General features: G+C 72.6%; 22 protein-coding genes. All 22 read left to right on the top strand.

Annotated elements, in window-relative coordinates; genetic code table 11:
- Positions 1-244 precede the first annotated feature (244 nt).
- The 22 genes from mraZ (at position 245) to CFT82_RS01825 (ending at position 24,922) form a co-directional block, all read left to right on the top strand.
- On the top strand, positions 245-676 hold the full coding sequence (gene mraZ / locus CFT82_RS01925) for a division/cell wall cluster transcriptional repressor MraZ (RefSeq protein WP_088817404.1): 432 nt from the start codon (positions 245-247) through the stop codon (positions 674-676).
- Between the two features lie 186 nt (positions 677-862).
- A complete protein-coding gene (rsmH, locus tag CFT82_RS01920) occupies positions 863-1,909 on the top strand; it encodes a 16S rRNA (cytosine(1402)-N(4))-methyltransferase RsmH (protein ID WP_088817403.1) in 1,047 nt (348 codons plus the stop codon).
- A gap of 4 nt (positions 1,910-1,913) precedes the next feature.
- Entirely contained in the window at positions 1,914-2,585 is a 672-nt protein-coding gene (locus tag CFT82_RS11625; RefSeq protein ID WP_159461819.1) for a hypothetical protein, read from the top strand.
- 22 nt (positions 2,586-2,607) lie between these two features.
- Positions 2,608-4,572: a peptidoglycan D,D-transpeptidase FtsI family protein gene (locus CFT82_RS01915; RefSeq protein WP_159461818.1), complete on the top strand. Its 1,965-nt coding sequence runs from the start codon at positions 2,608-2,610 to the stop codon at positions 4,570-4,572.
- On the top strand, positions 4,569-6,005 hold the full coding sequence (locus tag CFT82_RS01910; RefSeq protein ID WP_088817401.1) for a UDP-N-acetylmuramoyl-tripeptide--D-alanyl-D-alanine ligase: 1,437 nt from the start codon (positions 4,569-4,571) through the stop codon (positions 6,003-6,005). The genes CFT82_RS01915 and CFT82_RS01910 overlap by 4 nt, the downstream gene beginning before the upstream one ends.
- Entirely contained in the window at positions 6,002-7,078 is a 1,077-nt protein-coding gene (gene mraY, locus CFT82_RS01905; protein ID WP_088817400.1) for a phospho-N-acetylmuramoyl-pentapeptide-transferase, read from the top strand. The genes CFT82_RS01910 and mraY overlap by 4 nt, the downstream gene beginning before the upstream one ends.
- Positions 7,078-8,640 carry a UDP-N-acetylmuramoyl-L-alanine--D-glutamate ligase gene (murD, locus tag CFT82_RS01900; RefSeq protein WP_088817399.1) on the top strand — a complete coding sequence of 521 codons (1,563 nt, stop codon included), beginning with the start codon at positions 7,078-7,080 and terminating at the stop codon, positions 8,638-8,640. The genes mraY and murD overlap by 1 nt, the downstream gene beginning before the upstream one ends.
- Positions 8,633-9,883 carry a putative lipid II flippase FtsW gene (ftsW, locus tag CFT82_RS01895; protein ID WP_088817398.1) on the top strand — a complete coding sequence of 417 codons (1,251 nt, stop codon included), beginning with the start codon at positions 8,633-8,635 and terminating at the stop codon, positions 9,881-9,883. The genes murD and ftsW overlap by 8 nt, the downstream gene beginning before the upstream one ends.
- Positions 9,884-9,933: 50 nt before the next feature.
- Positions 9,934-11,037, top strand: a complete 1,104-nt coding sequence (murG, locus tag CFT82_RS01890; RefSeq protein ID WP_088817397.1) for an undecaprenyldiphospho-muramoylpentapeptide beta-N-acetylglucosaminyltransferase — start codon at positions 9,934-9,936, stop codon at positions 11,035-11,037.
- A complete protein-coding gene (gene murC / locus CFT82_RS01885) occupies positions 11,034-12,527 on the top strand; it encodes a UDP-N-acetylmuramate--L-alanine ligase (RefSeq protein WP_088817396.1) in 1,494 nt (497 codons plus the stop codon). Before murG ends, murC begins: the two co-directional genes overlap by 4 nt.
- A gap of 14 nt (positions 12,528-12,541) precedes the next feature.
- Positions 12,542-13,306, top strand: coding sequence for a cell division protein FtsQ/DivIB (locus CFT82_RS01880; RefSeq protein ID WP_159461817.1), 765 nt, complete (start codon positions 12,542-12,544; stop codon positions 13,304-13,306).
- A 235-nt stretch (positions 13,307-13,541) separates the two neighbouring features.
- Complete coding sequence (gene ftsZ / locus CFT82_RS01875; protein WP_088817394.1) at positions 13,542-14,783, top strand: cell division protein FtsZ; 1,242 nt, start codon at positions 13,542-13,544, stop codon at positions 14,781-14,783.
- A 158-nt stretch (positions 14,784-14,941) separates the two neighbouring features.
- On the top strand, positions 14,942-15,796 hold the full coding sequence (locus CFT82_RS01870) for a polyphenol oxidase family protein (RefSeq protein WP_234994227.1): 855 nt from the start codon (positions 14,942-14,944) through the stop codon (positions 15,794-15,796).
- Positions 15,796-16,563 (top strand): YggS family pyridoxal phosphate-dependent enzyme, encoded by a 768-nt coding sequence (locus tag CFT82_RS01865; protein ID WP_088817393.1) that lies wholly within the window; start codon positions 15,796-15,798, stop codon positions 16,561-16,563. The genes CFT82_RS01870 and CFT82_RS01865 overlap by 1 nt, the downstream gene beginning before the upstream one ends.
- Positions 16,564-16,641: 78 nt before the next feature.
- On the top strand, positions 16,642-17,235 hold the full coding sequence (locus CFT82_RS01860) for a cell division protein SepF (RefSeq protein WP_088817392.1): 594 nt from the start codon (positions 16,642-16,644) through the stop codon (positions 17,233-17,235).
- Positions 17,236-17,237: 2 nt separating this feature from the next.
- On the top strand, positions 17,238-17,528 hold the full coding sequence (locus CFT82_RS01855; protein WP_088817391.1) for a YggT family protein: 291 nt from the start codon (positions 17,238-17,240) through the stop codon (positions 17,526-17,528).
- An 87-nt stretch (positions 17,529-17,615) separates the two neighbouring features.
- Positions 17,616-18,401: a DivIVA domain-containing protein gene (locus CFT82_RS01850; RefSeq protein WP_088817390.1), complete on the top strand. Its 786-nt coding sequence runs from the start codon at positions 17,616-17,618 to the stop codon at positions 18,399-18,401.
- Positions 18,402-18,602: 201 nt separating this feature from the next.
- Complete coding sequence (locus CFT82_RS01845) at positions 18,603-19,340, top strand: TraR/DksA C4-type zinc finger protein (protein ID WP_200815025.1); 738 nt, start codon at positions 18,603-18,605, stop codon at positions 19,338-19,340.
- Complete coding sequence (gene lspA, locus CFT82_RS01840; protein WP_088817388.1) at positions 19,313-19,906, top strand: signal peptidase II; 594 nt, start codon at positions 19,313-19,315, stop codon at positions 19,904-19,906. Before CFT82_RS01845 ends, lspA begins: the two co-directional genes overlap by 28 nt.
- Complete coding sequence (locus tag CFT82_RS01835) at positions 19,899-20,828, top strand: RluA family pseudouridine synthase (protein ID WP_088817387.1); 930 nt, start codon at positions 19,899-19,901, stop codon at positions 20,826-20,828. Before lspA ends, CFT82_RS01835 begins: the two co-directional genes overlap by 8 nt.
- Positions 20,829-20,879: 51 nt before the next feature.
- A complete protein-coding gene (dnaE, locus tag CFT82_RS01830; RefSeq protein ID WP_088817386.1) occupies positions 20,880-24,440 on the top strand; it encodes a DNA polymerase III subunit alpha in 3,561 nt (1,186 codons plus the stop codon).
- A 2-nt stretch (positions 24,441-24,442) separates the two neighbouring features.
- Complete coding sequence (locus CFT82_RS01825) at positions 24,443-24,922, top strand: AAA family ATPase (protein WP_159461816.1); 480 nt, start codon at positions 24,443-24,445, stop codon at positions 24,920-24,922.
- Positions 24,923-24,988 lie beyond the last annotated feature (66 nt).

Here is a 24,988-nt window from a genome sequence, read left to right as displayed (position 1 = left end):
TCCACCGGACGTGCTCATGCGGAATCCGGCGGGGTGTGCGGGGGCGGGGCGGGTGGCCTCGCCCGGAGGAGGGATACGGGCGGGGGCAGCAGATTCCGCGCCATGCCGCGGCGTGATGGGTGCGATGGAGCGACGGTGGGTCGGGGGGTGGGGAAGTGGGGGAAAGTGGAGTAGGGTGGCGATCACTTGGACACCACTGTCTGGTCCACCGGACGACACCGCCGAAGGAAGCGAGGTGAGCGCCGTGTTCCTCGGAACCCACACGCCTCGCCTCGACGACAAGGGGCGGATGTTCCTGCCCGCGAAGTACCGGGACAAGCTCGCGCACGGCCTGGTCATCACCCGCGGTCAGGAGCGTTGTCTCTACGTGTTCCCGATGGCGGAGTTCGAGCGGATCGCCACCGCCATGCAGTCCACCCCGGTGAGCAGCAAGGCGGTGCGTGACTTCCAGCGCGTGTTCCTCTCCGGCGCCTCGGACGAGATGCCGGACAAGCAGGGGCGGATCACGATCCCCCCGACCCTCCGCGAGTACGCGGGGCTCACCAAGGACTGCACGGTCATCGGCACGGGCAACCGGGCCGAGATCTGGGACAGCGCCGCCTGGGACGCCTACCTGGAGTCCACGGAGCAGTCCTTCTCCGACCAGTCGGAGGAGGTCGTCCCCGGACTCCTCTGAGCCCGGACGACCCGGCCCCCGCCGCGTCGTGCCCCCGGCACACCTTCCCCGGTGCCGGACCACGACCGGAGGGGACCGGATCGCCCGGTCCACCCGACCGAGGACGCCCGAGCGCAGCGGACCAGCACGACACCCGGCGCACGACAGCAGCACGACCACCGAGCCAGCCACCGGAGAGGGGGAGCGATGACCGACCAGCCGCAGGGCGAGCCCACGAGCGCGACCGTGCAGGTGCCCACGAGCGAGCGCCACGTGCCGGTCATGCTGCCCCGCATCCTGGAGCTGCTGGCCCCCGTCTTGGAGGCCGCCGAGCACCCGGTGCACGTCGACGGGACGCTCGGGATGGGCGGGCACGCCGAGGCGGTGCTGGAGCGCTTCCCGCACGCCCGGGTGGTCGGGATCGACCGCGACCCGCAGGCCATCGCCTTGGCAGGCCAGCGCCTGGAGCGCTTCGGCGGCCGCTTCCGGGCCCACCACGGCACCTACGACGAGGTGGCCGCGGCCCTCGCCCTGCACGAGGTGGGGGAGGCCGACACCCTCCTGTACGACCTGGGCGTCTCCTCGCTGCAGCTCGACGAGGTGGAGCGCGGCTTCTCCTACCGGCAGGACGCGCCCCTGGACATGCGCATGGACCCGACCACCGGACGCACCGCCGCGGAGATCCTCAACACCGCCGAGCACGGCGAGCTGGCGCGGATCCTCAAGGAGTTCGGCGAGGAGCGCTTCGCCGGGAAGATCGCCTCGGCCGTCCTCCGGGAGCGCGAGGTGGAGCCCTTCCACGGGTCCGCCCGGCTCGTGGAGCTGCTCGAGCGCACCGTCCCGGCCGCCTCCCAGCGCAGCGGCGGGCACCCGGCCAAGCGGACCTTCCAGGCGCTGCGCATCGAGGTGAACCGGGAGCTGTCCATCTGGTCCACGGCGGTGAACCACGCCCTGGACCACCTGACCGTGGGAGGTCGGCTGGCCGTGCTCTCATACCACTCGCTGGAGGACCGCATCACCAAGCGGGCGATGGCCGACGGTGCCACCTCGTCCGCGCCGCCCGACCTGCCCGTGGAGCTGCCCGAGCACGCGCCCTGGCTGCGTCTGGTGACGCGCGGGGCGGAGAAGCCGACCGCCGACGAGGTCGCCGCGAACCGCCGCTCCTCCTCGGCCCGCCTGCGGGTGGCCGAGCGGACGCGCGCCACCGCCCCGATCAGCCCCACCGGTTCGACCCGACCCACCCGGAGGAGGTGACCCGATGACGACAGCACCCTGGTCCGGCCCCCGGGGCCTGCGCCACCGCGCCGATGTCGACCGTCCGCGGGTCCAGCTGCCCACCCTGCGTCCCGCCGAGTGGGGGCAGGGCGTCCGGGACGCCGCCGCCGGTCGCGCCGGTGCCCTGCAGGACACCGTCGCGAGCTGTTCGCGGGGCGCCTTCGGGGTCCTCCTGGGGGCCATCGTGCTCCTGGCCCTCGTGGCCTCCCTGCTGCTCAACACGGCCCGGGGCGAGGGAGCCTTCCGGCTGGCTGAGTCCCAGGAGCAGCTCACCGCGGCCCAGGAGCGTCGCTCCTCGGTGTCCGGCGACGTCGCCCGGCTGAGCTCGCCGGAGCGCATCGCCGGGCGGGCCGAGGCGCTGGGCATGGTCCCGGCCGGCGCGGTCGGGTACGTGGACCCGCAGCGGGGCGAGATCATCGGCGAGGCCGAGCGGGCCGAGGCCCCCGCCCGTCCGGAGGGCTCCAGCGCGGCGTCGGGCTCCCGGACGTCCCGGGGCTCGACGGAGAAGGCCTCGTCGGCGAAGAATGAGCGGGCGACGAAGGCGACCCGGAAGAAGAAGACCGGGGAGAAGACGGTCCGGGAGCAGACGTCGGAGCGCGAGCCTGCGCAGGCCGGCAGCACGAGGTCGTCGTCCACCAGCCGTCGCGACGGCTGACCGGATCGCAGGAGGACCGCACATGGCTCGACGGGGTGGCACCCGGCGCACCAGCAGCGCGGCGCCGGGGCACCCCGTCCGCCGCGCGCGCTGGATGCTCGTCGTCCTCACCTTCGTCATGAGCCTCTTCGTGGGGCAGCTCTTCCGCCTGCAGGCCCTCGACGGCCCGGCCCTGGCCCAGACCGCCACCGCCTCGCGCATGGTCACCGAGCGCGTCCCCGCCTCCCGGGGGACCATCGAGGACTCCCGCGGCACCGTGCTCGCCCGCAGCGTCGCCACCCGTCACGTCACCGCCGACCCGGGCCTCCTCCGGGACTTCGAGGGCAGCGAGAAGCGGGGGATCCGGCCCGGGGCCAAGGGGTCGGCCGAAGCCCTGGCAGAAGTCCTCGACCTGGACCCGTACACCCTGCAGCAGCGCATCCAGAAGGCCCCGGGGCGCTTCCTCTACCTCGCGAAGGACGTCCGCCCCGCCACCTGGCGCGAGGTGGAGAAGCTCCGCCTGCCCGGCGTGAGCTCCGAGCCCTCCAGCGTCCGGAGCTATCCCCAGGGAGCCAGCTCGGCCCCGCTCATCGGCTGGGTCAACGCGCAGGGAGTGGGCAGCGGCGGCATCGAGGCGATGCACGAGGAGACCCTCACCGGGGAGGCGGGCACCATCGCCTACCAGCGCTCCGCGGCCGGTGGTCGCATCGCCACCACGAAGATGGACCTCGTCGAGGCCGCGGCGGGTGACGACCTGCGGCTCACCCTCGACGCCGACATCCAGTTCAAGGCCGAGCAGCTGCTCACCCAGCAGGTCGAGGACATGGGGGCCCTCTCCGGCACCGCCATCGTCCAGCGGACGAACGGGGACCTGCTGGCGGTGGCCTCCACCCCGGGCTTCGACCCCACCGGTCCGGTCGAGGACCCCACGGAGCGCCAGAACCCGGCCTTCACCGAGGTCTTCGAGCCCGGCTCCACGGGCAAGGTCATCACCATGGCGGCCGTCCTGGAGGAGGGGCTGGCAGCTCCCGCCACGCGAGTGGTCGTGCCCAACCGACTGCCCCGCTCGGACAAGGAGTTCAAGGACTCCCACGACCACCCGACGCAGTACCTGACGCTCGCCGGTGTCCTGGCCACCTCGTCGAACATCGGCACCATCCTCGCCGGGGAGGGGCTGGGGCGCGAGACCCTGCACCACTACCTGGAGGCCTTCGGACTGGGGCAGCCCTCCGGGCTGGGCTTCCCCGGCGAGTCCGGCGGGATCCTCGCCGACCCCGAGAGCTGGAGCGCCACGCAGTACTACACGGTGATGTTCGGCCAGGGCGTCTCCACCACCGCGATCCAGCAGCAGAGCGTCTTCCAGACCCTGGCCAACGACGGGGTGCGGGTGGACCCGCGCCTGGTGCAGGCCCGCCGAGCCCCCGGCACCGACTGGGAGGAGAACCCGACCGCCGCGGGGGAGCAGGTCGTGTCAGCCGACACGGCCCGGGCCGTCACCCGGATGCTGGCCGCGGTGCCCACCGAGGAGGGCACCGCCCCCCAGGCCGCCGTGCCCGGGTACGCCGTGGCCGGCAAGACCTCCACCGCCCAGCGCTACGACACCGAGAAGCGCCGGTACGACGGCGTGACCTCCTCGTTCGCCGGCTACGCCCCGGCGGACGACCCCGAGCTCGTCGTGACCGTCACCCTGCAGAAGCCCGAGGTGTCCCCGTGGGGCGGCGTCGTGGCCGGCCCGGTGTTCTCCGAGCTCATGGGCTACGCGCTGCGGCACGAGGGCGTCCCGGCCAGCGAGCGCCCGGCCGAGCACCCTCCGCTCTCCTTCGACCCGCAGGAAATCGTTGCGGCGCAGAAGAAGTCGAAGGCCTCCAGGAAGTCCTCCGAGTCCCCCTCTGCCACGTCGTCGACCACCGGTGGTGCGTCGGGTGGGGGCCCGGGTGAGAATGGGCCGTCCACCACCGGACCCGAGCAGACCTCCCGCAGCCGTCCCCCCGAGGAGCAGACACAGTGATCGACCTGACCGCGCAGCAGATCGCCGAGGTGGTCGGGGGAACCCTCGTCGGGGACCCTGCGGTGATCGTGACCGGATCGGTGGTGACCGACTCGCGTCTCGCCGAGCCCGGCTCCCTCTACGTCGCCCGCATCGGCGAGCAGGCGGACGGGCACGACTTCGTCCCCGCCGCCCGGGAGAACGGTGCCGTGCTGAGCCTCACCCAGCGCGAGGTCCCGGGGAACCACGTCGTGGTCGACGACGTGCAGGACGCATTCGCCGGGCTCGCGCGCTGGCTGGTCGACGAGGTCGAGGGGCTCGACGTCGTCGCGGTCACAGGGTCCTCGGGGAAGACCTCCACGAAGGACCTCCTCGGGCAGGTGCTGGGGGCCGTGGCACCCACCGTCGCCCCGATCGAGTCCTACAACTCCGAGGTCGGGGTGCCGCTCACCGTGTGCCGGATCGACCGGGACACCCGTTACCTGGTGGCCGAGATGGGGGCCTCCGGCCCGGGGCACATCGCCTACCTGACCGCCATCGCCCCGCCGCGCGTGGGGATCGTCCTGAACGTCGGCTCGGCCCACCTCGGGGGCTTCGGCAGCCAGCAGGGGATCGCGGACACCAAGGCCGCGATCGTCGAGGACCTCCCGGCCGACGGCCTGGCGGTGCTGAACGCCGACGACCCGCTGGTGAGCGCCATGGCCGAGCGGGTCCACTCCGGGGAGGTCTCCTTCTTCTCCCTCGACACCGAGCGGGGTCGCACCGACGAGCGGGTCCACGCGTGGGCCGAGGAGCTGCGGCTCGACGAGTCCGGCCGTGCCCGCTTCACCGCTGCGCTGCGGGACCCGCAGCACCCCGGGGCGGAGGAGCGCCACGCCGTCGCGCTGCAGGTGCGCGGGGCGCACATGGCCGGCAACGCCCTGGCCGTCCTGCTCGCGGCCCGGCACGTGGGCGTCGCCCCCGCGCAGGCGGTCGCCGCCCTCGCCGAGGCGACCGCGCTGAGCCGGTGGCGGATGGAGGTCACCCAGCGCGCCGACGACGTGACCGTCGTGAACGACGGCTACAACGCGAACCCCGAGTCGATGCGGGCCGCTCTCGAGGCGGTGCGTGACATGGCCCACGGTCGCCGCACCTGGGCAGTGCTCGGTGGCATGCTGGAGCTCGGTCCGGAGTCGGCGGCGCACCACGCAGCCGTCGGCCGCCACGCCGTGGCCACCGGGACGGACGTCGTCCTGGTGGTCGGCGAGGTCGCCGCGCCGATCGCCGACGGGGTGCGCGAGGCCACCGCCGAGGCAGGGCAGGATGGGCCGGAGCTGTTGACCGCCAAGGATTCGGAGGAGGCCCGGACGATGCTCAACGAGCGACTGCGCCCCGGGGACGTCGTGCTGTTCAAGTCATCCCGGGACTCGGGCATGCGCGTCCTGGGTGACCTCGTGGCGGGGATGATGCCGTGATCGGGGTCGTCGTCGGCGCCGCGGTCGCGCTCGTGGTCGTCCTCACCGGGATGCCCGCGTTCATCCGCTACCTTCAGGCCAAGCGCTACGGGCAGTACATCCGCGAGGACGGGCCCACCTCGCACCACGTGAAGCTCGGGACCCCCACGATGGGTGGTTTCGTCATCCTCACCGGGGCCTTCCTCGGCTGGGTCGCCGCCCACCTGGCGCTCTGGCGGATGCCCTCCTGGTCGGCCCTGCTGGTGATCTTCCTGATGCTCGGCATGGGGGCCATCGGCTTCGCCGACGACTACCTGAAGATCGCGCGCAAGCACAATCTCGGGCTGACCTCCGGGCAGAAGCTCCTGGGGCAGTTCTCCATCGCCACGATCTTCGCGGTGGCCGCGCTGCAGCGCCCCGACGCGTACGGGCAGACCCCGGCCAGCACGGCGATCTCGTGGGCTCGCGACGTGCCGCTGGACCTCGCGGTCCTCGGCGGGGTCGGCGGCACGATCGCCTTCGTCCTGTGGGCGAACCTCATCATCGCCGGGATGTCGAACGGCACGAATCTCACCGACGGCCTGGACGGTCTGCTGACCGGCCTCTCGGCGATCGTGTTCGCGGCCTACACGCTCATGACCTTCTTCCAGTTCTCCCAGCACTGCGGAGGCACCGACGCCCCGGGCTGCTACGAGGTCCGTGACCCGCTGGACCTGGCGATCATCTGCGCGGCCATCGCCGGAGCCTGCATCGGCTTCCTCTGGTGGAACGCCTCCCCGGCCAAGATCTTCATGGGGGACACCGGCTCGCTGGCCATCGGTGCCGCCCTGGCCGGTGTGGCGATCGTCAGCCGCACCGAGCTGCTCGTCGTGGTCATCGCCGGGGTGTTCGTCCTGGAGACGCTCTCGGTGATGATCCAGGTGGCCTCCTTCAAGAGCACCGGCAAGCGCGTGTTCAAGATGACCCCCATCCACCACCACTTCGAGATGCTGGGCTGGCCGGAGGTGAACATCGTCATCCGCTTCTGGATCCTCGGTGGCCTCTGCGTCGGCGTCGGCATGGCGCTCTTCTACGCCGACTGGCTGGTGCGCTGATGCCGGCCCTCGAACCGATCGAGAGCTCGTTCGAGGTGCCCGAGCCGCGGGAGGGCTCCCTCACCTGCCGGGAGGCCGACTGGTCGGGGCTGCGCGTGCTCGTGCTGGGGCTGGGCGTGAGCGGCTTCGCCGCCGCGGACGGCCTGCTGGAGCAGGACGCCGTCGTCCGGGTGGTGGAGCGGCAGGAGCCGCAGGAGGGCTCCGAGCTCGAGGAGCGGGCCCGCCTGCTGGACATCCTCGGCGCCGATCTCCTCACCGGGGCCGAGGGCGCCGCCTGGTTCGAGGCAGACGGGGAGCGGGCGGCCGAGCTGCTCGCCGAGCACGGCACGGAGCTGCTCGTGACCTCCCCTGGGCTCCCGCCGAGCTCGGCCCTGCTGACGGCCGCCCGGGAAGGGGGGGTGCCCGTCTGGAGCGAGGTCGAGCTGGCCTGGCGGCTGCGTCCCCGGGAGGGCGCCGCGCCGTGGCTCTGCGTGACCGGGACGAACGGCAAGACCACCGTGGTCCGCATGCTCGTGGCCATGCTGGAGGCACACGGCGAGCGCGCCGTCGCCGCCGGCAACGTGGGCAAGCCGGTCATGGAGGCCGTGCTCGACCCGACTCCCTGGGGAGCCGTCGTGGTGGAGCTCTCGAGCTTCCAGCTGCACCACACCTGGACCGTCTCGCCGCAGGCCTCGGTGGTGCTCAACATCGCCGCCGACCACGTGGACTGGCACGGGTCGATCGAGCACTACGCGGGCGACAAGGGCCGGATCCACCACAACGCGCAGGTGGCCGCGGTCTACAACATCGACGACCCGGTCACCCGCCGTCTGGTGGAGCAGGCCGATGTCGTCGAGGGCTGCCGGGCGATCGGCTTCGGCCTGGGCGCCCCGGGGCTCTCCGAGCTCGGACTGGTCGAGGACGTGCTCGCCGACCGCGCCTTCGTCGAGGACCGGGCGCACGCCGCCGCCGAGCTGGGGGGTCTGGCCGACCTGACCCGGGAGGGCCTCGCCCCGGCGCCGCACCTGGTTGCCAACGCGCTGGCCGCGGCTGCCCTGGCGCGGGCCCACGGGGTGAGCCCCGCGGCCGTCCGGGCCGGGCTGCGCGCCTTCCGGGCCGACCCGCACCGGATGGAGCCGGTGCTCCGGGACCGGGGGATCGCCTGGGTGGACGACTCCAAGGCGACCAACCCGCACGCCGCCGCCGCGGCCATGGGCTCGGCCGAGTCCATCGTCTGGGTGGCCGGGGGAGATCTCAAGGGTGCGGAGGTCGACGAGCTCGTTGCCGGTGTGGCCGGACGACTGCGCGCCGTGGCGCTGCTCGGCAAGGACGCCGAGGTCCTGGCGGCGGCGCTGGCTCGCCACGCGCCTGACGTCCCGGTGGACCGGATCACGACCACCGAGCCCGAGACCGCCATGCGGGAGGCCGTGGCCGCCGCCGCCGGGCACGCCCGCCCGGGTGACGTGGTGCTCCTCTCCCCGGCGGCCGCCTCGATCGACATGTTCGGCAGCTACGGCCGCCGGGGGGAGCTCTTCGCGGCGGAGGTCCGACGACTCCACGAGGACCCGCCCGCCGATGCCTGAGCCCGAGCCGACCCTCCGGGAGCGCGCGGCCGAGGTCCTGGCCCGGCCCAGCACCGTCACGAGGGTCGCGGCGGCGACCCCGCTCGTCCTCCTCGCCCTCGGACTGGTCATGGTGCTCTCGGCCTCGTCGGTGACGGCCTACGCCGAGTCGGGGTCCAGCTACTCGGAGCTCCGCAAGCAGCTGGTCTTCGCCGGACTGGGTCTGGCCGGAGCCCTCGTCCTGGCCCTCCTGCCGGTGGTGTGGATCCGGCGGCTCGCCCTGCCCGCGCTGGCGGTGACGATCGTCCTGCAGGCGCTGGTCTTCTCCCCGCTGGGCATCGACTACAAGGGCAACCGGAACTGGATCCTGCTGGGCAGCCAGACCCTCCAGCCCTCGGAGCTGCTCAAGCTGGGCCTCGTGCTGGGCGGCGCCCACCTGCTGGCCCACAAGATCAAGCGGCTGGGGGAGGCCCTCCACCTCATCGTGCCCTTCATCGTGCCGGTGGCGCTGGTGGCCCTGGGGCTGGTCCTCGGCGGGCGCGACCTGGGGTCCGGGCTGGTCATCACCGCCATCGTCATCGGCATGCTCTGGGTGGCCGGGGCCTCGCTGTGGTGGTTCGTCGCCGCGCTCGGGGCGGCCGGGGTCATGGCCACCGTGCTGGCCCTGACCTCGGCCAACCGCATGGGGCGCATCGCGGTCTGGCTCAACGGCTGCGCCGGCCCCCAGGAGGAGGCCTGCTACCAGAAGGTGCACGGCGAGTACGCCCTGGCCGACGGCGGCTGGTGGGGCGTGGGCCTCGGCGCGAGCCGCGAGAAGTGGTTCTACCTGCCCGAGCCCCACAACGACTTCATCTACGCCGTGATCGGCGAGGAGCTGGGCATGGTGGGGGCCACCTTCGTGCTCCTGGCCTTCCTGGTCATCGGGTGGGTCGGCTACCGGGTCATCGCCGGCACCCGGGACCCCTTCGTCCGCATCGCCACCGCCGGGATCATGGCCTGGCTGCTGGGACAGGCGCTCATCAACATCGGGTCGGTCATCGGCCTGCTGCCGATCATCGGCGTGCCGCTCCCCTTCGTCTCCTCGGGTGGTTCGGCCCTGGTGGCGGCCCTCGGTGCGGCCGGGGTGTTGCTCGCCTTCGCCCGGGAGCAGTCGCGTCCGCCGCGCCGGGGCCGCGGTGGTCGGGCCCGCGCCGGCTCGACGGGGGGCCGTTCCGCGCGCCGGGCCCCGGCTCCGCGCGCCCGCCCGTCCCGAGTGGGAGAATGACCCGACCGAGCCCCGGCCCGTCCGGGCCCTGACGAACACGGGAGCAGTGCATGACCTCGTTGACCTCCGTCGTCCTCGCCGGAGGCGGGACCGCCGGCCACGTCTCCCCCCTGCTGGCGACCGCCGATCTGCTGGCCGAGCGCCACCCCGGAGTCCGGCTGACGGTGCTGGGCACCGCCGAGGGGCTGGAGGCCCGCCTCGTCCCGGAGCGGGGTCTGGACCTGCGCACCATCCCCAAGGTGCCCTTCCCCCGCCGCCCGAGCCCGGCCGCGCTCATGATGCCGGGGCGCCTCACGCAGGCCATCCGGAAGGCCGGGGCGGTCCTCGACGAGGTGGACGCCCAGGTGGTCGTCGGCTTCGGCGGGTACGTCTCGACCCCCGCCTACCTGGCGGCGCGCTCCCGGAAGCTGCCGGTGGTCATCCACGAGCAGAACTCGGTCGCCGGTCTGGCCAACAAGCTCGGGGCGCGGTTCACCCCGCACGTGGCCACCACCTTCGAGCAGACCCGGCTGCGGGGCTCCCGGGTGCTCGGCATGCCGCTGCGTCGGGAGATCACCGAGCTGGACCGGGCGGGCCTGCGCACCGAGGCGCTGGCGGAGTTCGGCCTCTCGGAGCACCTGCCCGTCCTCCTCGTCACCGGCGGCTCGCTGGGGGCGGCCCGCCTGAACGCGGCCTTCGCCGAGGCCGCGCCGGACCTGGTCGGGGCCGGGATCCAGGTCCTGCACCTCACCGGGCGGGGCAAGCTCCCCGAGGCCCTCGGGGAGGGGGTCTTCCACGAGGGCACCGGGGCCCGCTACGTGGTGCGCGAGTACTGCGACCGGATGGACCTGGCGTACGCCGCCGCCGATCTCGTCGTCTGCCGCGCCGGGGCGAACACCGTGTGCGAGCTGGCCACGGTCGGTCTGCCCGCGGTCTACGTGCCGCTGCCCATCGGCAACGGGGAGCAGCGCCGCAACGCCGTCGACGTCGTCGAGGCCGGGGGAGGGCGGATCGTGTCCGACGAGGAGGTGACGGCCGACTGGGTGCGCGGGGAGCTGGCGACGCTGGTGAAGGACCGTGCCCAGCTGGGAGCGATGGCCCGCGGGGCCGCCTCGGTGGGGTCCGGCCGGGCCGCCGCGGACCTCGTGACGATGATCGAGGGGGCCGTGCGATGAGCGCCATCCCCGCCGGCGGCACCATCGCCGGGATCCCGACCCGTTTCGACTTCCGCGCGGAGCTGCCCGACCTGTCGGAGGCCCGCCGGGTGCACCTGCTGAACGTCGCCGGCTCCGGGGTCTCCCGGGCGGCGCGTCTGCTGGCGGCGCGGGGGGTGGCCGTGAGCGGGTCCGACCCGGCGGACCTGCCGGTCCTGGCTGAGCTCCGTGCGGCGGGCATCGACGCGCAGGTGGGCTGGGACCCGGCGCGGGTGGCCGACGCGGACGCCGTCGTGGTCTCCTCGGCCACGAAGGAGGAGGTCCCCGAGCTGCAGGAGGCGCGTCGTCGGGGGCTGCCGGTGCTCCACCAGGCGCAGGCGATCACCCTGGCCACACAGGGGCGGCGGCGCGTGGTCGTGGCCGGGGCCAACGGCAAGACCTCCACCTCGGCGCTGGTGACGGCGGCGCTGCGGGCCGGTGGGCGGGACTGCGGGTATGCCATCGGGGCGGCGCTGGCCGACACCGGGCTCAACGCCGAGCCGGGGACGGCTCCGGAGTTCGTCATCGAGGGGGACGAGTCGGACGGCTCCTTCGTGGGCTACCGCCCGGAGGTGGCCGTGCTCACCAACGTGCGCCCCGACCACCTGGACCTCTACGGGGACTACGCCACCGTGCAGCGGGCCTACGACGAGTTCCTCGACACCGTGCCCGACGGGGGGACCCTCGTGGTCTGCACCGACGACCCGGGTGCCCGGACCGCCGCCGATCGTCAGCGCGATCGCCTCCGAGTCCTCGGCTACGGCTTCGAGGACCACTCCGCCGAGGCCGGACCGGGGGGACCCGAGCTGCTCCTGTCCCACCCGAACCACCAGGGGATGGAGTGGGAATGCGTGCTGCAGGACCGGATCTCAGGTGTCACCCTTGACTTGAAGTTGACTGTTCCGGGGCGGCACAACCTGCTCAACGCAGCGGCCGCCTACGCGGTGGCGGTCCATGCCGCAGCGGATCCCGCGCCGCGGCCCGCGGAGCCGGTGCTGGAGGGGCTGCGCGCCTTCGGGGGTGCCTCCCGGCGGTTCCAGGTCCGGGGTGAGGCCGGAGGGGTCGTGGTGGTCGACGACTACGCGCACAACGCCGACAAGGTGCACGCCGTGGTCGCCACCGGGGCCGCGCTGGCCCACGAGCAGGGGCGCCGGGTCGTCGTGGCCTTCCAGCCCCATCTCTACTCCCGCACCCGGGACTTCGCCGCGGGCTTCGCCGCCGGGCTGGACGCCGCCGACCACGTGCTCCTGCTGCCGGTCTTCGGTGCCCGCGAGGAGCCGATCGAGGGGGTCGGGTCGGCGCTCATCGGCGACCTGCTCACCACCGGTCGGCAGGACCTGGGCTCCCTGGACGAGCTGCCCGCCGCGGTCGCGGAGCTGGCGCGGCCCGGTGATCTCGTGCTGCTCGTGGGGGCGGGCAGCATCACGACGGCGGCCGGTCCGGTCCTCGAGGCCCTCGGTCAGGCCCGGTGAGCCGGGATCCCGGCGTGCGTCGGCGCGTGGTGCCCGAGCCGGGCGCCCCGCGCGGTGCCCGGCGCTGGTGGTGGGTCCTGCCGCTGCTGCTGGCTGTGCTCGTGGCCGGTGGGCTCTGGCTGGCCCACCGGACCGACCTGTGGACCGTGCGCGCGGTCGAGGTGGAGGTCGAGGCCCCGGAGGGCGCGGCCGGGTGGCGGGAGCAGCTCGCGTCGCCGAAGAAGGTCCGGGAGCAGGCGGGCATCGGCCTGGGGGACCGGGTGGTGGAGCTCGACCCCGGCGCCGCGAAGCGCCGGCTCGAGGAGCTCCCCGGTGTCCGGTCGGCGGAGGTCGGTCGTGGCTGGTCCCGCACCGTGGAGGTCCGGGTCGTCCTCAGCGAGCCGGTCGCCCAGGTGGAGCGCGACGGGGCCTGGCGGGTGCTCGACGTCTCGGGGCGACGCATCATCGACCTGGACGAGCGGGCCGCGGGGACGCCCGTCATCGAGCCCGCCCCCGGTCTGCCGGAGCGCGAGTACCGGTCCGCCCTGCGGCGCGCGCTGCCGGCCCTGCGGGCCCTCTCCGGGGAGACCCGGGAGCAGGTCCGGGAGTTCCGGGTGAGCGAGTCGGGGCTGATCACGCTCCTGCCGGACAGCCACGTCGTCATCTGGGGCGACGGAGTGGATGCGGACGCCGTCCGGGAGCAGGAGAAGAGCGTGCGGGCGGTGCTGGAGGAGCAGCCGCCCGAGCCGGGGGCGACGCTGGACGCCTCCCAGCCCGGCCAGGTCGTCGTCCGTCCCTGACAGGGGGAGCGGGGGCCGCGGTGCGAGTAACCCTCAAGTGAAACCTCAGAGTGGTGTGTGCGCCGCCGGCAACATACCCTCGGTCGGCAACCGCTGCATCTCCTGCACCCGCTTCACCCCGGGCGCCGGCTGTGCGGCGCAGAGAGTTACCCTCATGTAGAGCGTTGGGGCGGCGTGCCGGTCACGTCACGGTCCCGCGGCACCCGAACTCGAGTACAGGAAAGGCCACCCCTCCATGGCAAACCCGCAGAACTACCTGGCCGTCATCAAGGTCGTCGGGATCGGCGGCGGTGGCGTCAACGCCATCAACCGCATGATCGAGGTCGGCCTCAAGGGCGTCGAGTTCATCGCCATCAACACCGATGCGCAGGCGCTCCTCATGAGCGACGCCGACGTGAAGCTCGACGTGGGCCGGGAGCTGACCCGTGGTCTGGGGGCGGGCGCCGACCCGGAGGTGGGCCGCCAGGCCGCCGAGGACCACGAGGCCGAGATCGAGGAGGTCCTCAAGGGGGCCGACATGGTGTTCGTGACCGCCGGTGAGGGTGGCGGCACCGGCACCGGTGGTGCGCCGGTCGTGGCCCGGATCGCCCGCTCGCTGGGTGCCCTGACGATCGGTGTCGTCACCCGGCCGTTCACCTTCGAGGGGCGCCGCCGGGCCAACCAGGCCGAGTCGGGCATCGGTGCCCTCCGCGAGGAGGTCGACACCCTCATCGTCATCCCGAACGACCGTCTGCTCTCGATCAGCGACAAGGCCGTCACGATGCTCGACGCCTTCCACTCGGCCGACCAGGTGCTCCTCTCGGGTGTCCAGGGCATCACCGACCTCATCACCACGCCGGGTCTGATCAACCTCGACTTCGCCGACGTGAAGTCCGTCATGCAGGGCGCCGGCTCGGCCCTCATGGGCATCGGCTCGGCCCGCGGCGAGCACCGCGCGGTGGAGGCGGCCGAGCTGGCCATCTCCAGCCCGCTGCTGGAGGCCAGCATCGACGGCGCCTACGGCGTCCTGCTCTCGGTCCAGGGTGGCTCCGACCTCGGCCTGTTCGAGATCAACGAGGCCGCCCGTCTGGTCCAGGAGGCCGCGCACCCCGAGGCCAACGTCATCTTCGGCACGGTCATCGACGACTCGCTCGGCGACGAGGTGCGCGTCACCGTCATCGCCGCGGGCTTCGACGGTGGCGAGCCGCTGCCCCGCAAGGACGAGCAGGAGCCCGGCGGGCACGTGGCCGGCCAGGGTGGTCACCTGGGCGGGGGCGTCGCCCCCCAGTCGCGTCCGGCCGTGCAGCGTCCCGCCCCGCAGCAGCAGGCCCAGCGCCCTGCGCCGCAGCAGCAGGCGCAGCGCAAGCCGGCCCAGCAGGCCGCCCCGCAGGCCCAGCGCCCCGCCCCGCAGCGGCAGGTCCCCGGTACCCAGCCGGCGCAGCGTCAGGCGCCCCAGCAGCGGCGGCAGGACCTGGACGTCCCGGACTTCCTCAAGTGACCGCCCGCCGGGACGGTCGGTGACGACCGGTCCGGCGGAGGCCGCGCAGGGGCCCGGTGGACCACGTGTCCACCGGGCCCCTGCGCATGCTCCCGGAGGGCGCCGGAGGCGTGGGGGTGACAATGGGTCGGACCCGTCCCCGATCCCGTGAGGTCCCCGTGACGCCCACCCCTGCCCCGCGCGGCCCCCGGACTCCCGTCTGGTGGCACGAGTCCCTGCCTGCGGTCGACGACCTCTGGGGGGTGGAGTGGCTCTTCACCCGGCGGGCGGTCGACCACTTCCCCGGAGCAGGTTCCCTGGCGGGTTTCAACCTCGGCGACCACGTGGGCGACGACCCGGTCCGGGTCGCCCGCCACCGGCGCATCCTCGCGGCCGGTCTCGGGGTGGGGGCGGAGGACCTGCACTGGATGCACCAGGTGCACGGTGCGACGGTCCGCGTCCTGGACGCCGACGCCAGCCGGCACGTGCCGGCCGGCTCGCACATGCTGCCCGAGGGGGACGGGCTCGTCCTGGACGCCGTCGGCCGTCACGGTGGGGGGCTCGAGCCGGGGGCCGCGGTCGTCGTGGTGGCCGACTGCACGCCGGTGCTGCTCGTCGACCGTCGCCGCGGGCTGCTCGCGGTGGCGCACGCGGGACGTCCGGGGATGCTGGCCGGGGTGGTCCCGGCCACGGTCGCCGCCCTGCGCGCGCGGGGCGCGACGGACCTGGAGGCCGTCGTGGGCCCCTCGGTCTGCGGTCGCTGCTACGAGGTGCCGGAGCGGATGCGGGCCGAGGCCATGGCCGCCGAGCCCACCTGCGGCGGGCGCACGGCCTGGGGCACCCCCTCGATCGACGTGGCGACCACGGTGGTCGAGCAGCTGGTCCGCGAGGACGTGCTCCTGCGTCACTGGGTGCAGGAGTGCACCCTCGAGGAGGAGGACCTCTTCAGCCACCGCCGGGACGGCAGTCCCACGGCCACGGGACGGTTCGCCGGGGCGGTCCGGCTGGTGGCGCCGAGCGGGGTGGGTGCCTGATGGTCTCGATCCTGGACGACGCACGCCACCGGGAGCTCGCCGGGCGCCTGGAGGAGGTCCGCGGGCGCATCGCCGCCGCCTGCAGGGCCGCCGACCGCGCGGAGGACGAGGTGGCGCTGGTGGTGGTGTCGAAGTTCTTCGGGGCCGACGACGTGGCCCGCCTCGTGGACCTGGGGGTGCGGGACCTGGGGGAGAACCGCGAGCAGGAGGCCACTGCGAAGTGGGAGCGGTGGCCGGCCCTCCTCGCGGCCGAGGGGCGGGCGGTGCCCGCGGACGTGCGGCTGCACTTCGTCGGACAGCTGCAGTCGAAGAAGGACGGTCACGTGGCCCGGGTCGCCCGCGTGGTCCAGTCCGTGGACCGGGCGAAGATCGTGGACCGGCTGGCCGCCGCGGCCCAGCGCGAGGGCAGGGTGCTGGGGGTCTGCGTGCAGGCCGACCTGCGGGAGGGACTCGGCGTGGCGGTGGACCCGGAGGAGGACGTCCGTGGGGGTGTGGGGCGTGGGGATCTGCTCGCGCTTGCCGACCGGGTCGCGCAGGCCGAGGGGCTCGAGCTCCGCGGAGTGATGACCGTCGCCCCGCGGTCGGTCGATCCTGCCGAGGCCTTCGGGCTCCTGGCCCGGTGGCACGAGGAGCTCCTGGCAGCTCACCCCGGGGCCACCTGGCGGTCGGCGGGGATGTCGGGCGACCTGGAGCAGGCCGTCGCGGCGGGGGCGACACACGTCCGTGTCGGCTCGGCGATCCTCGGGAGCCGTCCGGCACTGGGATAACCTTCGGAGCCGGTGACGCCTCTGCGGGGCGCGTCCAGACGAGCAGTCGATCCGCGCGAGTGCGCACGAGGAGCAGCCATGGCAGGTGTCTTCAACAGGACGATGGAGCTGTTGGGCTTCAGCGAGATCGACGAGCGCGAGCGCCGCCCCGAGGGCGAGTACGACGAGTACGAGGGGTACGACGAGTACGACGAGCGCGAGGACCTGGACGAGGCCCCCGTCGCCCCGGGGCCCCGCGGTGACGGCCGCGGTGACGACCGGGGTGCCCATGCGCTGGGGGAGGACGACGAGATCGACGAGCGCCCCGCCCGCCGGGCACCCGCCCCGGTCCGCCGTGCGGCCCCGACCCCCGAGCACACCCGACGACCCGAGTCCCGCCGAGCAGCAGGAGTTCCCATGGGCGGCATCCACCGCATCACGACCATCCACCCCGCCACCTTCAACGAGGCGCGCCTCATCGGGGAGTCCTTCCGTGAGGGCGTCCCGGTGATCATGAACCTCACCGATCTCTCCGACGGTGACGCCAAGCGCCTGGTGGACTTCGCCGCCGGTCTGGTCTTCGGCCTGCACGGCTCGATCGACCGGGTGACGAACAAGGTCTTCCTGCTCTCCCCCGAGGGCGTGGAGACCGAGGGCGGCCAGGGCGACCCGACCGGCGCCTCGGACCACTGACCGTGCCGGTCCTGCTGGCACTGCTCCACCTGGTGCTCTTCTGCTTCCTGGTGGCGCTCCTGGTGCGCCTGGTGTTCAGCTGGGTGCAGGGCTACGCGCCGCGGTGGCGCCCCTCCGGTGCGGCGCTGGTCCTCGCCGAGGGGGCCTACACGGTCACCGACCCGCCGCTGAGCGCCCTGCGCCGGGTGCTGCCGCCGCTCAACCTGGGCGCGGTGAGTCTCGACCTGGGCTTCCTCGTGCTGGCACTGGGCACCAGCCTCCTGCTGGGCGTGGTGCAGAGCGCGATCTTCTGAACCGGACCGTCCACAGGGCGCCCGGCCGGCTGGGTCATCCGAGTGGTCCGCGTGCCACACTCGTGACGACGTGAAGTGGAGGAACTCATGACGCTGCGCCCCGATGAGCTGTTCGAGCGGGAGTTCGACGAGACCCGTCTGCGCCCCGGTTACGACAAGGAGCAGGTGAACACCTTCCTGGACCGGGTCCAGGGGGAGCTGCGGCGCCTGGTCGCCGAGAACGAGTCCCTGCGTGACGCCGCGGAGGGACGCACCGACGCGCCCGAGTTCCACGGGGGCTGGGAGGGGCCGGTGGAGATGCCGGCCCGAGGCAGCCAGCCGGCCGACGATGGCTTCATCCCGCTCGGCGGTCCGGTGAGCAGCGGGCAGGACCCGGACGTGGTGCAGCGGGAGGCCGACCAGCGGATCATGGCGGCCATGCACGCCGCCGAGAGTGCGGAGTTCGACAGCCACCACCGGGTGCAGGCCGCCCAGCGGGCCGAGGCCGAGGCCCAGGAGCGGCTCGACGAGGTCCGGGCCCGGGCGGCCCGTCTCACCGAGGCCGTCGACCGTCTCGCCGCAGGCGGTGACGCCGCCCTCCTCCTGGAGGCGGCGCAGACCGTGCACGACGACCGGGTGGAGCAGGCCGAGGCCGAGGCCGCGCGACGCACCGAGCACGCGCAGCGGCAGCTGGAGGCGCTGGAGGCCCGGATCGCCGACGCACGAGAGCGGCTGGTGGAGGCCGAGCAGATCCTGCGGCAGCGGGCCGATCAGTTCACCCACTGGGCCGAGGAGCAGCGCACCTTCCTCCACTCGCCGCACGACCCGGCCTCGCTGGCGGCAGGGCGTCGCGGCCGGTCGGCCTCCCAAGGGGCCACCTCCGCCTGGAGCTGAGCCACCACGGTGAACACCGGGAAAACGGCCGGTGACGATTTGGTGACGAAGTGGGCGTGGGCTTGGTCGGGCACCGGGCTTCACCTAGGGTTCCCGCAACATCCGAAGAGGATGTCACTCAAGGGGGATCAGCCGTGTGTGGATCCCCGGACCCAGGGCGTCGGGACCGGCGGCCGGGACCGCACGTTCTGAGGAGATCTGGTGGCCACGACCACGGCGAAGAAGCCGACGACCAAGAAGACCTCGCCGGCGAAGGCGGCCTCGAGCAAGACGTCGAGCGCGAAGGCCGAGAAGGGGGAGAAGGCCGGCAAGGCGCCGAAGAAGGGCTCCGAGAAGGAGACCAAGGCCCCGAAGAAGGCGTCCAAGAAGACCGCCGCCGAGGCCACGGCGAAGACCGGTTCCAAGGACTCCGCGAAGAAGGACTCGGCGAAGAAGACCACGAAGTCGGCGGCCAAGTCCTCGAAGGGAGCCGCCAAGAGCTCCAAGACCGCTGCGAAGAAGCCGGCCACCGTCGCCGAGCGCCTCACCGGGCAGAAGTCCGCCAAGGCCAAGTCGCTGGTCGTCGGCAGGGCCGAGGAGCCGTGGTCGAAGTCCGAGCTGGCGGAGGTCCGGGTGGAGCTGGAGGCCGAGCTGGCTCGCCTCACCCGCGACCTGGAGCTGGCCGAGAGCGATCTCCTGACGCTGGTCAGCGAGAACATCGACTCCACGGGTGACGAGGCTGACGCCGGGTCCTTCAGCTCCGAGCGCCAGCACGAGATGAGCGTCGCGCAGAACTCCCGCGATCTCCTCCTGCAGACCACCCACGCCCTGACCCGGATCGTGGACGGCACCTACGGGCAGTGCGAGAGCTGCCACGAGGCGATCGGCAAGATGCGGCTGCAGGCCTTCCCGCGTGCGACCCTGTGCGTGCCATGCAAGCAGCACCAGGAGCGCCGCTGAGCGCACAGACGTCCGACCACCCCACCGCCGGAGCCCCTCCCGCCCGGCCGCGGCGTGGGCACCTCGGCCTCGTCGCGGGGATCGTCGCCCTGTGGGCGGTCCTCGACCAGGTCACGAAGGAGTGGGCCCTGCGGGAGCTGGAGCGGGGTCAGCCCGTCGAGCTCCTGGGTGACCTGCTGCAGCTCCGGCTGGTCTTCAACCCCGGCGCCGCCTTCAGCCTGGGGACCGGTATCACCCCGGTCATCACGGCCTTCGCGGCGATCGTCCTCGTGGCCCTGCTCTGGTTCTCCCGGCAGCTCGTCTCCAGCACCTGGGCCGTCGCGCTCGGGCTCGTCGGGGGAGGGGCGCTGGGCAATCTCGTCGACCGCCTGCTCCGTGCCCCGGGTGTCGCCCGCGGCCACGTGGTCGACTTCCTCGAGCTGCCGAACTGGCCGGTCTTCAACGTCGCCGACATCGGCGTGACCTGCGGGGCGGCCCTGGTGGTGCTCCTCGCCCTGCGGGGGATCGAGCCCACCGAGGCCCCCGAGACCACCGACCCGACCGATCAGGAGGCCCGCCGTGGCTGAGTCCCGCACCGTCGTCGTCCCCGATGGGCTGGAGGGCGAGCGCGTCGACCTCGGGCTCTCCCGCCTGCTGGGGCTGGGCCGCAACCGGATGGCCGACGTGGCCGCCACCGGGGGCGTGGAGATGGGCGGGCGCACCCTGGGCAAGGGGGACCGCCTGGTGGCCGGTGAGCTGGTCACGGTGACCCTGCCGCAGGAGAACCGGGCCGAGCCCGTCCTGCCCTCCACGGAGCCGATCCCGGGCATGCGGGTGGTCCACGAGGACACCGAGATCATCGTGATCGACAAGCCGGCCGGGGTGGCGGCGCACCCGAGCGTCGGGTGGAAGGGCCCGGACGTGGTGGGTGGCCTCGCCGCCGAGGGCTACCGCATCTCCACCTCCGGGGCGGCCGAGCGGCAGGGCATCGTCCAGCGCCTCGACGTGGGCACCTCCGGGCTCATGGTGGTGGCCAAGTCCGAGCGGGCCTACAGCGTGCTCAAGCAGGCCTTCCGGGACCGGGTGGTCGACAAGACCTACCACACGGTCGTGCAGGGCCTGCCCGACCCGCTGACCGGCACCATCGACGCGCCGATCGGCCGCCACCCGGGGCACGACTACCGGTTCGCCGTGATGTCGACCGGCCGTCCGAGCATCACCCACTACGAGCTGCTGGAGGCGCATCGCAGCGCCTCCCTGCTCGAGGTGCAGCTCGAGACCGGACGCACCCACCAGATCCGCGTCCACTTCTCGGCGATGGGCCATCCCTGCGCCGGGGACCCGACCTATGGCTCGGACCCGACGCTGGCCCGGAAGCTGGGGCTGGATCGGCAGTGGCTGCACGCCGTCCAGCTCGGATTCACCCACCCCGGCTCCGGGGAGCACGTGAGCTTCACCAGCGAGTACCCCGAGGACCTGCAGCGCGCCCTGGACCGCCTCCGCGGCTGATCCGCGCACGGGCGCCGAGGCGGTCGGTGGGCGGTCCTAGGATGGCCCGCGATGAGCGCACCCGGAGCCCCCTCGAAGGGCGAGAACTTCGTCCACCTGCACAACCACACCGAGTACTCGATGCTGGACGGTGCAGCCCGCATCGACGACCTCTTCGCGGCCGCCGACGAGATGGGGATGCCGGCGGTCGCCACCACCGACCACGGTTCGGTGTTCGGGGCCTACGAGTTCTGGTCCAAGGCCCGCAAGCACCAGGCCAAGCCGATCATCGGTGTGGAGGCCTATGTCACCCCGGGTACGCACCGCACGGACAAGACCCGCGTGAAGTACGGCGACGGTGGCCGCAACGACGTGTCCGGCTCCGGTGCGTACACCCACATGACCCTCTGGGCGGAGAGCACCGAGGGCATGCACAACCTCTTCCGGGCCTCCTCCCTGGCCTCCATCGAGGGCTTCTACTTCAAGCCCCGCATGGACCGTGAGCTGCTGGAGCGCTACGGCAAGGGCCTCATCGGCACGACCGGTTGCCCCTCGGGGGAGATCCAGACCCGCCTGCGCCTGGGCCAGTACGACAAGGCCCGCGAGGCCGCCGGCGAGCTGCGGGAGATCTTCGGGCCGGAGAACTACTACCTCGAGCTCATGGACCACGGGCTCGACATCGAGCGCAACGTCCGGGCCGACCTGCTGCGTCTGGGCAAGGAGCTCGACCTGCCGCTGGTGGCCACCAACGACCTCCACTACACGAACAAGGAGGACGCGAAGGCCCACGGCGCCCTGCTCTGCGTGCAGTCCGGGGCGACCCTCATGGACCCCAACCGGTTCAAGTTCGACTCCGACGAGTTCTACCTGAAGTCCGCCGCGGAGATGCGCCACCTGTGGCGCGAGCTGCCCGAGGCCTGCGACAACACCCTGCTCATCGCCGAGCGCTGCAACGTGGAGTTCACCGAGGGGGAGGGGCGCTACATGCCCCGCTTCCCCTGCCCGGAGGGCCACGACGAGACGAGCTGGTTCATCCACGAGGTGACCACCGGCCTGCAGGCCCGCTTCCCCGAGGGGGTGCCCGACTACGCCCGCAAGCAGGCGGAGTACGAGCAGGAGGTCATCATCAACAAGGGGTACCCCGGGTACTTCCTCGTGGTGGCCGACTTCATCAACTGGGCCAAGGAGAACGGCATCCGCGTGGGGCCGGGGCGTGGCTCGGGTGCTGGTTCGATGTGCGCCTACGCGATGGGCATCACCGACCTCGACCCGGTGCCGCACGGCCTGATCTTCGAGCGCTTCCTCAACCCCGAGCGCCAGTCGATGCCGGACTTCGACGTCGACTTCGACGAGCGCCGGCGCCCCGAGGTGATCCAGTACGTCACCGAGAAGTACGGCAACGACCGGGTGGCGATGATCGTCACCTACGGCACCATCAAGGCCAAGCAGGCCCTGAAGGACGCCAGCCGGGTGATGGGCTTCCCGTTCGCCACCGGGGAGAAGCTCACCAAGGCGATGCCGCCGGCGGTGATGGGCAAGGACATCCCGCTCTCGGGGATCTTCGACGAGAGCCACCCGCGCTACGCCGAGGCGATCGAGTTCCGGGAGCTGCACGCCAACGACCCCGAGGCCCGCGAGGTCTACGACACCGCGGTCGGGCTGGAGGGGCTGAAGCGCCAGTGGGGCGTGCACGCCGCCGGCGTCATCATGGCCAGCGAGCCGCTCATCGACCTCATCCCGATCATGAAGCGGGAGGCCGACGGGCAGATCATCACCCAGTTCGACTACCCCTCCTGCGAGACGCTCGGCCTGGTCAAGATGGACTTCCTGGGCCTGCGGAATCTCACGATCCTCGACGACGCGATCAAGAACATCGAGTCCAACCGGGGCGAGACGATCGACCTCGACGCCCTGAGCAAGGACATGACCGACCCGGCCACGTACCGGCTGCTGGCCAAGGGCGACACCCTGGGTGTCTTCCAGCTCGACGGTGGTGGCATGCGTTCGCTGCTGCGCCTCATGCAGCCGGACAACTTCGAGGACATCTCCGCCGCCCTCGCGCTCTACCGCCCCGGCCCGATGGGCGCCAACGCGCACACGAACTTCGCCCTGCGCAAGAACGGCAAGCAGCCGGTGGACTACATCCACCCCGAGCTCACCGAGGCGCTCGAGCCGATCCTGAAGATGACCTACGGCCTGATCATCTACCAGGAGCAGGTCATGGAGATCGCGCAGAAGCTGGCGGGGTACACGCTCGGCAACGCCGACCTCCTGCGCCGCGCGATGGGCAAGAAGAAGAAGGAGGTGCTGGACGCCGAGTACGTGCACTTCGAGAAGGGCATGCTCGACAACGGCTACTCCGCCGAGGCCGTGAAGACCCTCTGGGGCATCCTCCTGCCCTTCTCCGACTACGCCTTCAACAAGGCGCACACCGCCGCCTACGGTGTGGTCTCGTACTGGACCGGTTATCTCAAGGCCAACTACCGCGCCGAGTACATGGCGGCCCTGCTCACCAGCGTCCAGGACGACAAGGACAAGTCCGCCCTCTACCTCGGCGAGTGCCGGCACATGGGCATCAAGGTGCTCCCGCCGGACGTCAACGCCTCCATCGGCCAGTTCGCGGCCGTCGGGGAGGACATCCGCTTCGGTCTGGAGGCGATCCGCAACGTCGGTGGCAATGTCGTCAAGGCGATCATCGAGACCCGGGAGGAGAAGGGTCGCTTCACCTCCTTCGAGGACTTCCTGCGCAAGTGCCCGGCCGTGGTGTGCAACAAGCGCACCATCGACTCGCTCATCAAGGCCGGCGCCTTCGACGACCTCGGCCACCAGCGGCAGGCGCTGGTGAGCGTGCACGAGGCGTACGTGGACGCCCTGGTGGGGGAGAAGAAGGAGCAGGAGCGGGGGCAGGAGTCGCTCTTCGCCGCGCTCATGGGTGAGGACGACGAGGGTGCCTCCAGCCTGGGGGGCATGCCGGCCATCCCCGACATGGAGTGGGACAAGCAGACCCTTCTGGCCTTCGAGCGGGAGATGCTCGGCCTCTACGTCTCGGACCACCCGCTCTTCGGCATCGAGCACGCCCTGGCCCGGGCCAGCGACACCTCCATCGCCCACCTGAACTCCGAGGAGGGGCGACCCGACGGGGCGGAGGTCACGATCGCGGGGCTCATCACCCAGGTGGTGACCAAGCGCAACAAGCGCGGTGAGCTGTGGGCCATCGCGACGGTGGAGGACCTGCAGGGCTCGGTGGAGTGCCTCTTCTTCGCCCGCACCTACATGACGGTCTCGACGATGCTCACCCAGGACGTCGTGTGCGTGGTGACCGGGCGGGTGAAGCGCAGCGAGGACGGGGTCTCGATCTTCGCCAGCGACCTGCGCCTTCCGGACCTGGACGACGGTCCGCGGGGACCGGTGATGATCCACATGGCCATGAACCAGACCACCGATGCGGTGGTGAGCAAGCTCCGGACGGTGCTTGGTGAGCACCCCGGGCCCACGGAGGTGCAGATCCACCTCACCCAGCCCGGGCGGCGCGTGGTGATGCGGGTGGAGGACGACCTGCGGGTGACGGCGTCGAACTCGCTGTTCGGCGATCTGAAGGCGCTGCTCGGCCCGGGCTGCCTGCCGGTGGGGTGAGGGTGTTGCGCACCGTCCACCTGTTCCTGGGGCTGGCAGGTTCCGGCAAGTCGACGCTGGCCCGTCAGCTCGCTGCGGACGGTGCGGCGGTGCGCTTCACGCTCGATGAGTGGATGATCCGGCTCTACCCGGGGCTGGGCATCGACGCACCCGGGTACGGGGAGCGCGCCTCGGCTGCGCGTGAGCTCATCTGGTCCGTGGCGGAGCAGGTGCTCGTGACCGGCGCCGACGTCGTGCTCGACTGGAACAGCTGGTCGCGCGAGCGCCGGGCCTGGGCCGTGGAGCGAGCCGGAGCCGTGGGGGCCCAGGTGGTGCTGCACGTGCTCGGTGTATCGATCGATCTCGCGAGCAGCCGGGCGGCAGACCGGACCGCAGCGGGCGCGCCCCACAGCCACGCCGTGACCCGTGCGGGGAATGTCCACCTGGAGCGCCTCATCGAGCCGCCGGACGAGAGCGAGGGGCTGGTCATCGTCCGGCACTGAGCGGCTGCACACCGCGACCGGGGCCGTCCGGCACACGATGTCCTGTCTCACTCACTGCGCCACGGT

The sequence above is a fragment of the Kytococcus aerolatus genome (genome assembly GCF_900187395.1).
Taxonomy (GTDB): Bacteria; Actinomycetota; Actinomycetes; order Actinomycetales; family Dermatophilaceae; genus Kytococcus; species Kytococcus aerolatus.
This window is presented reverse-complemented; position numbering and strand designations above follow the sequence as displayed.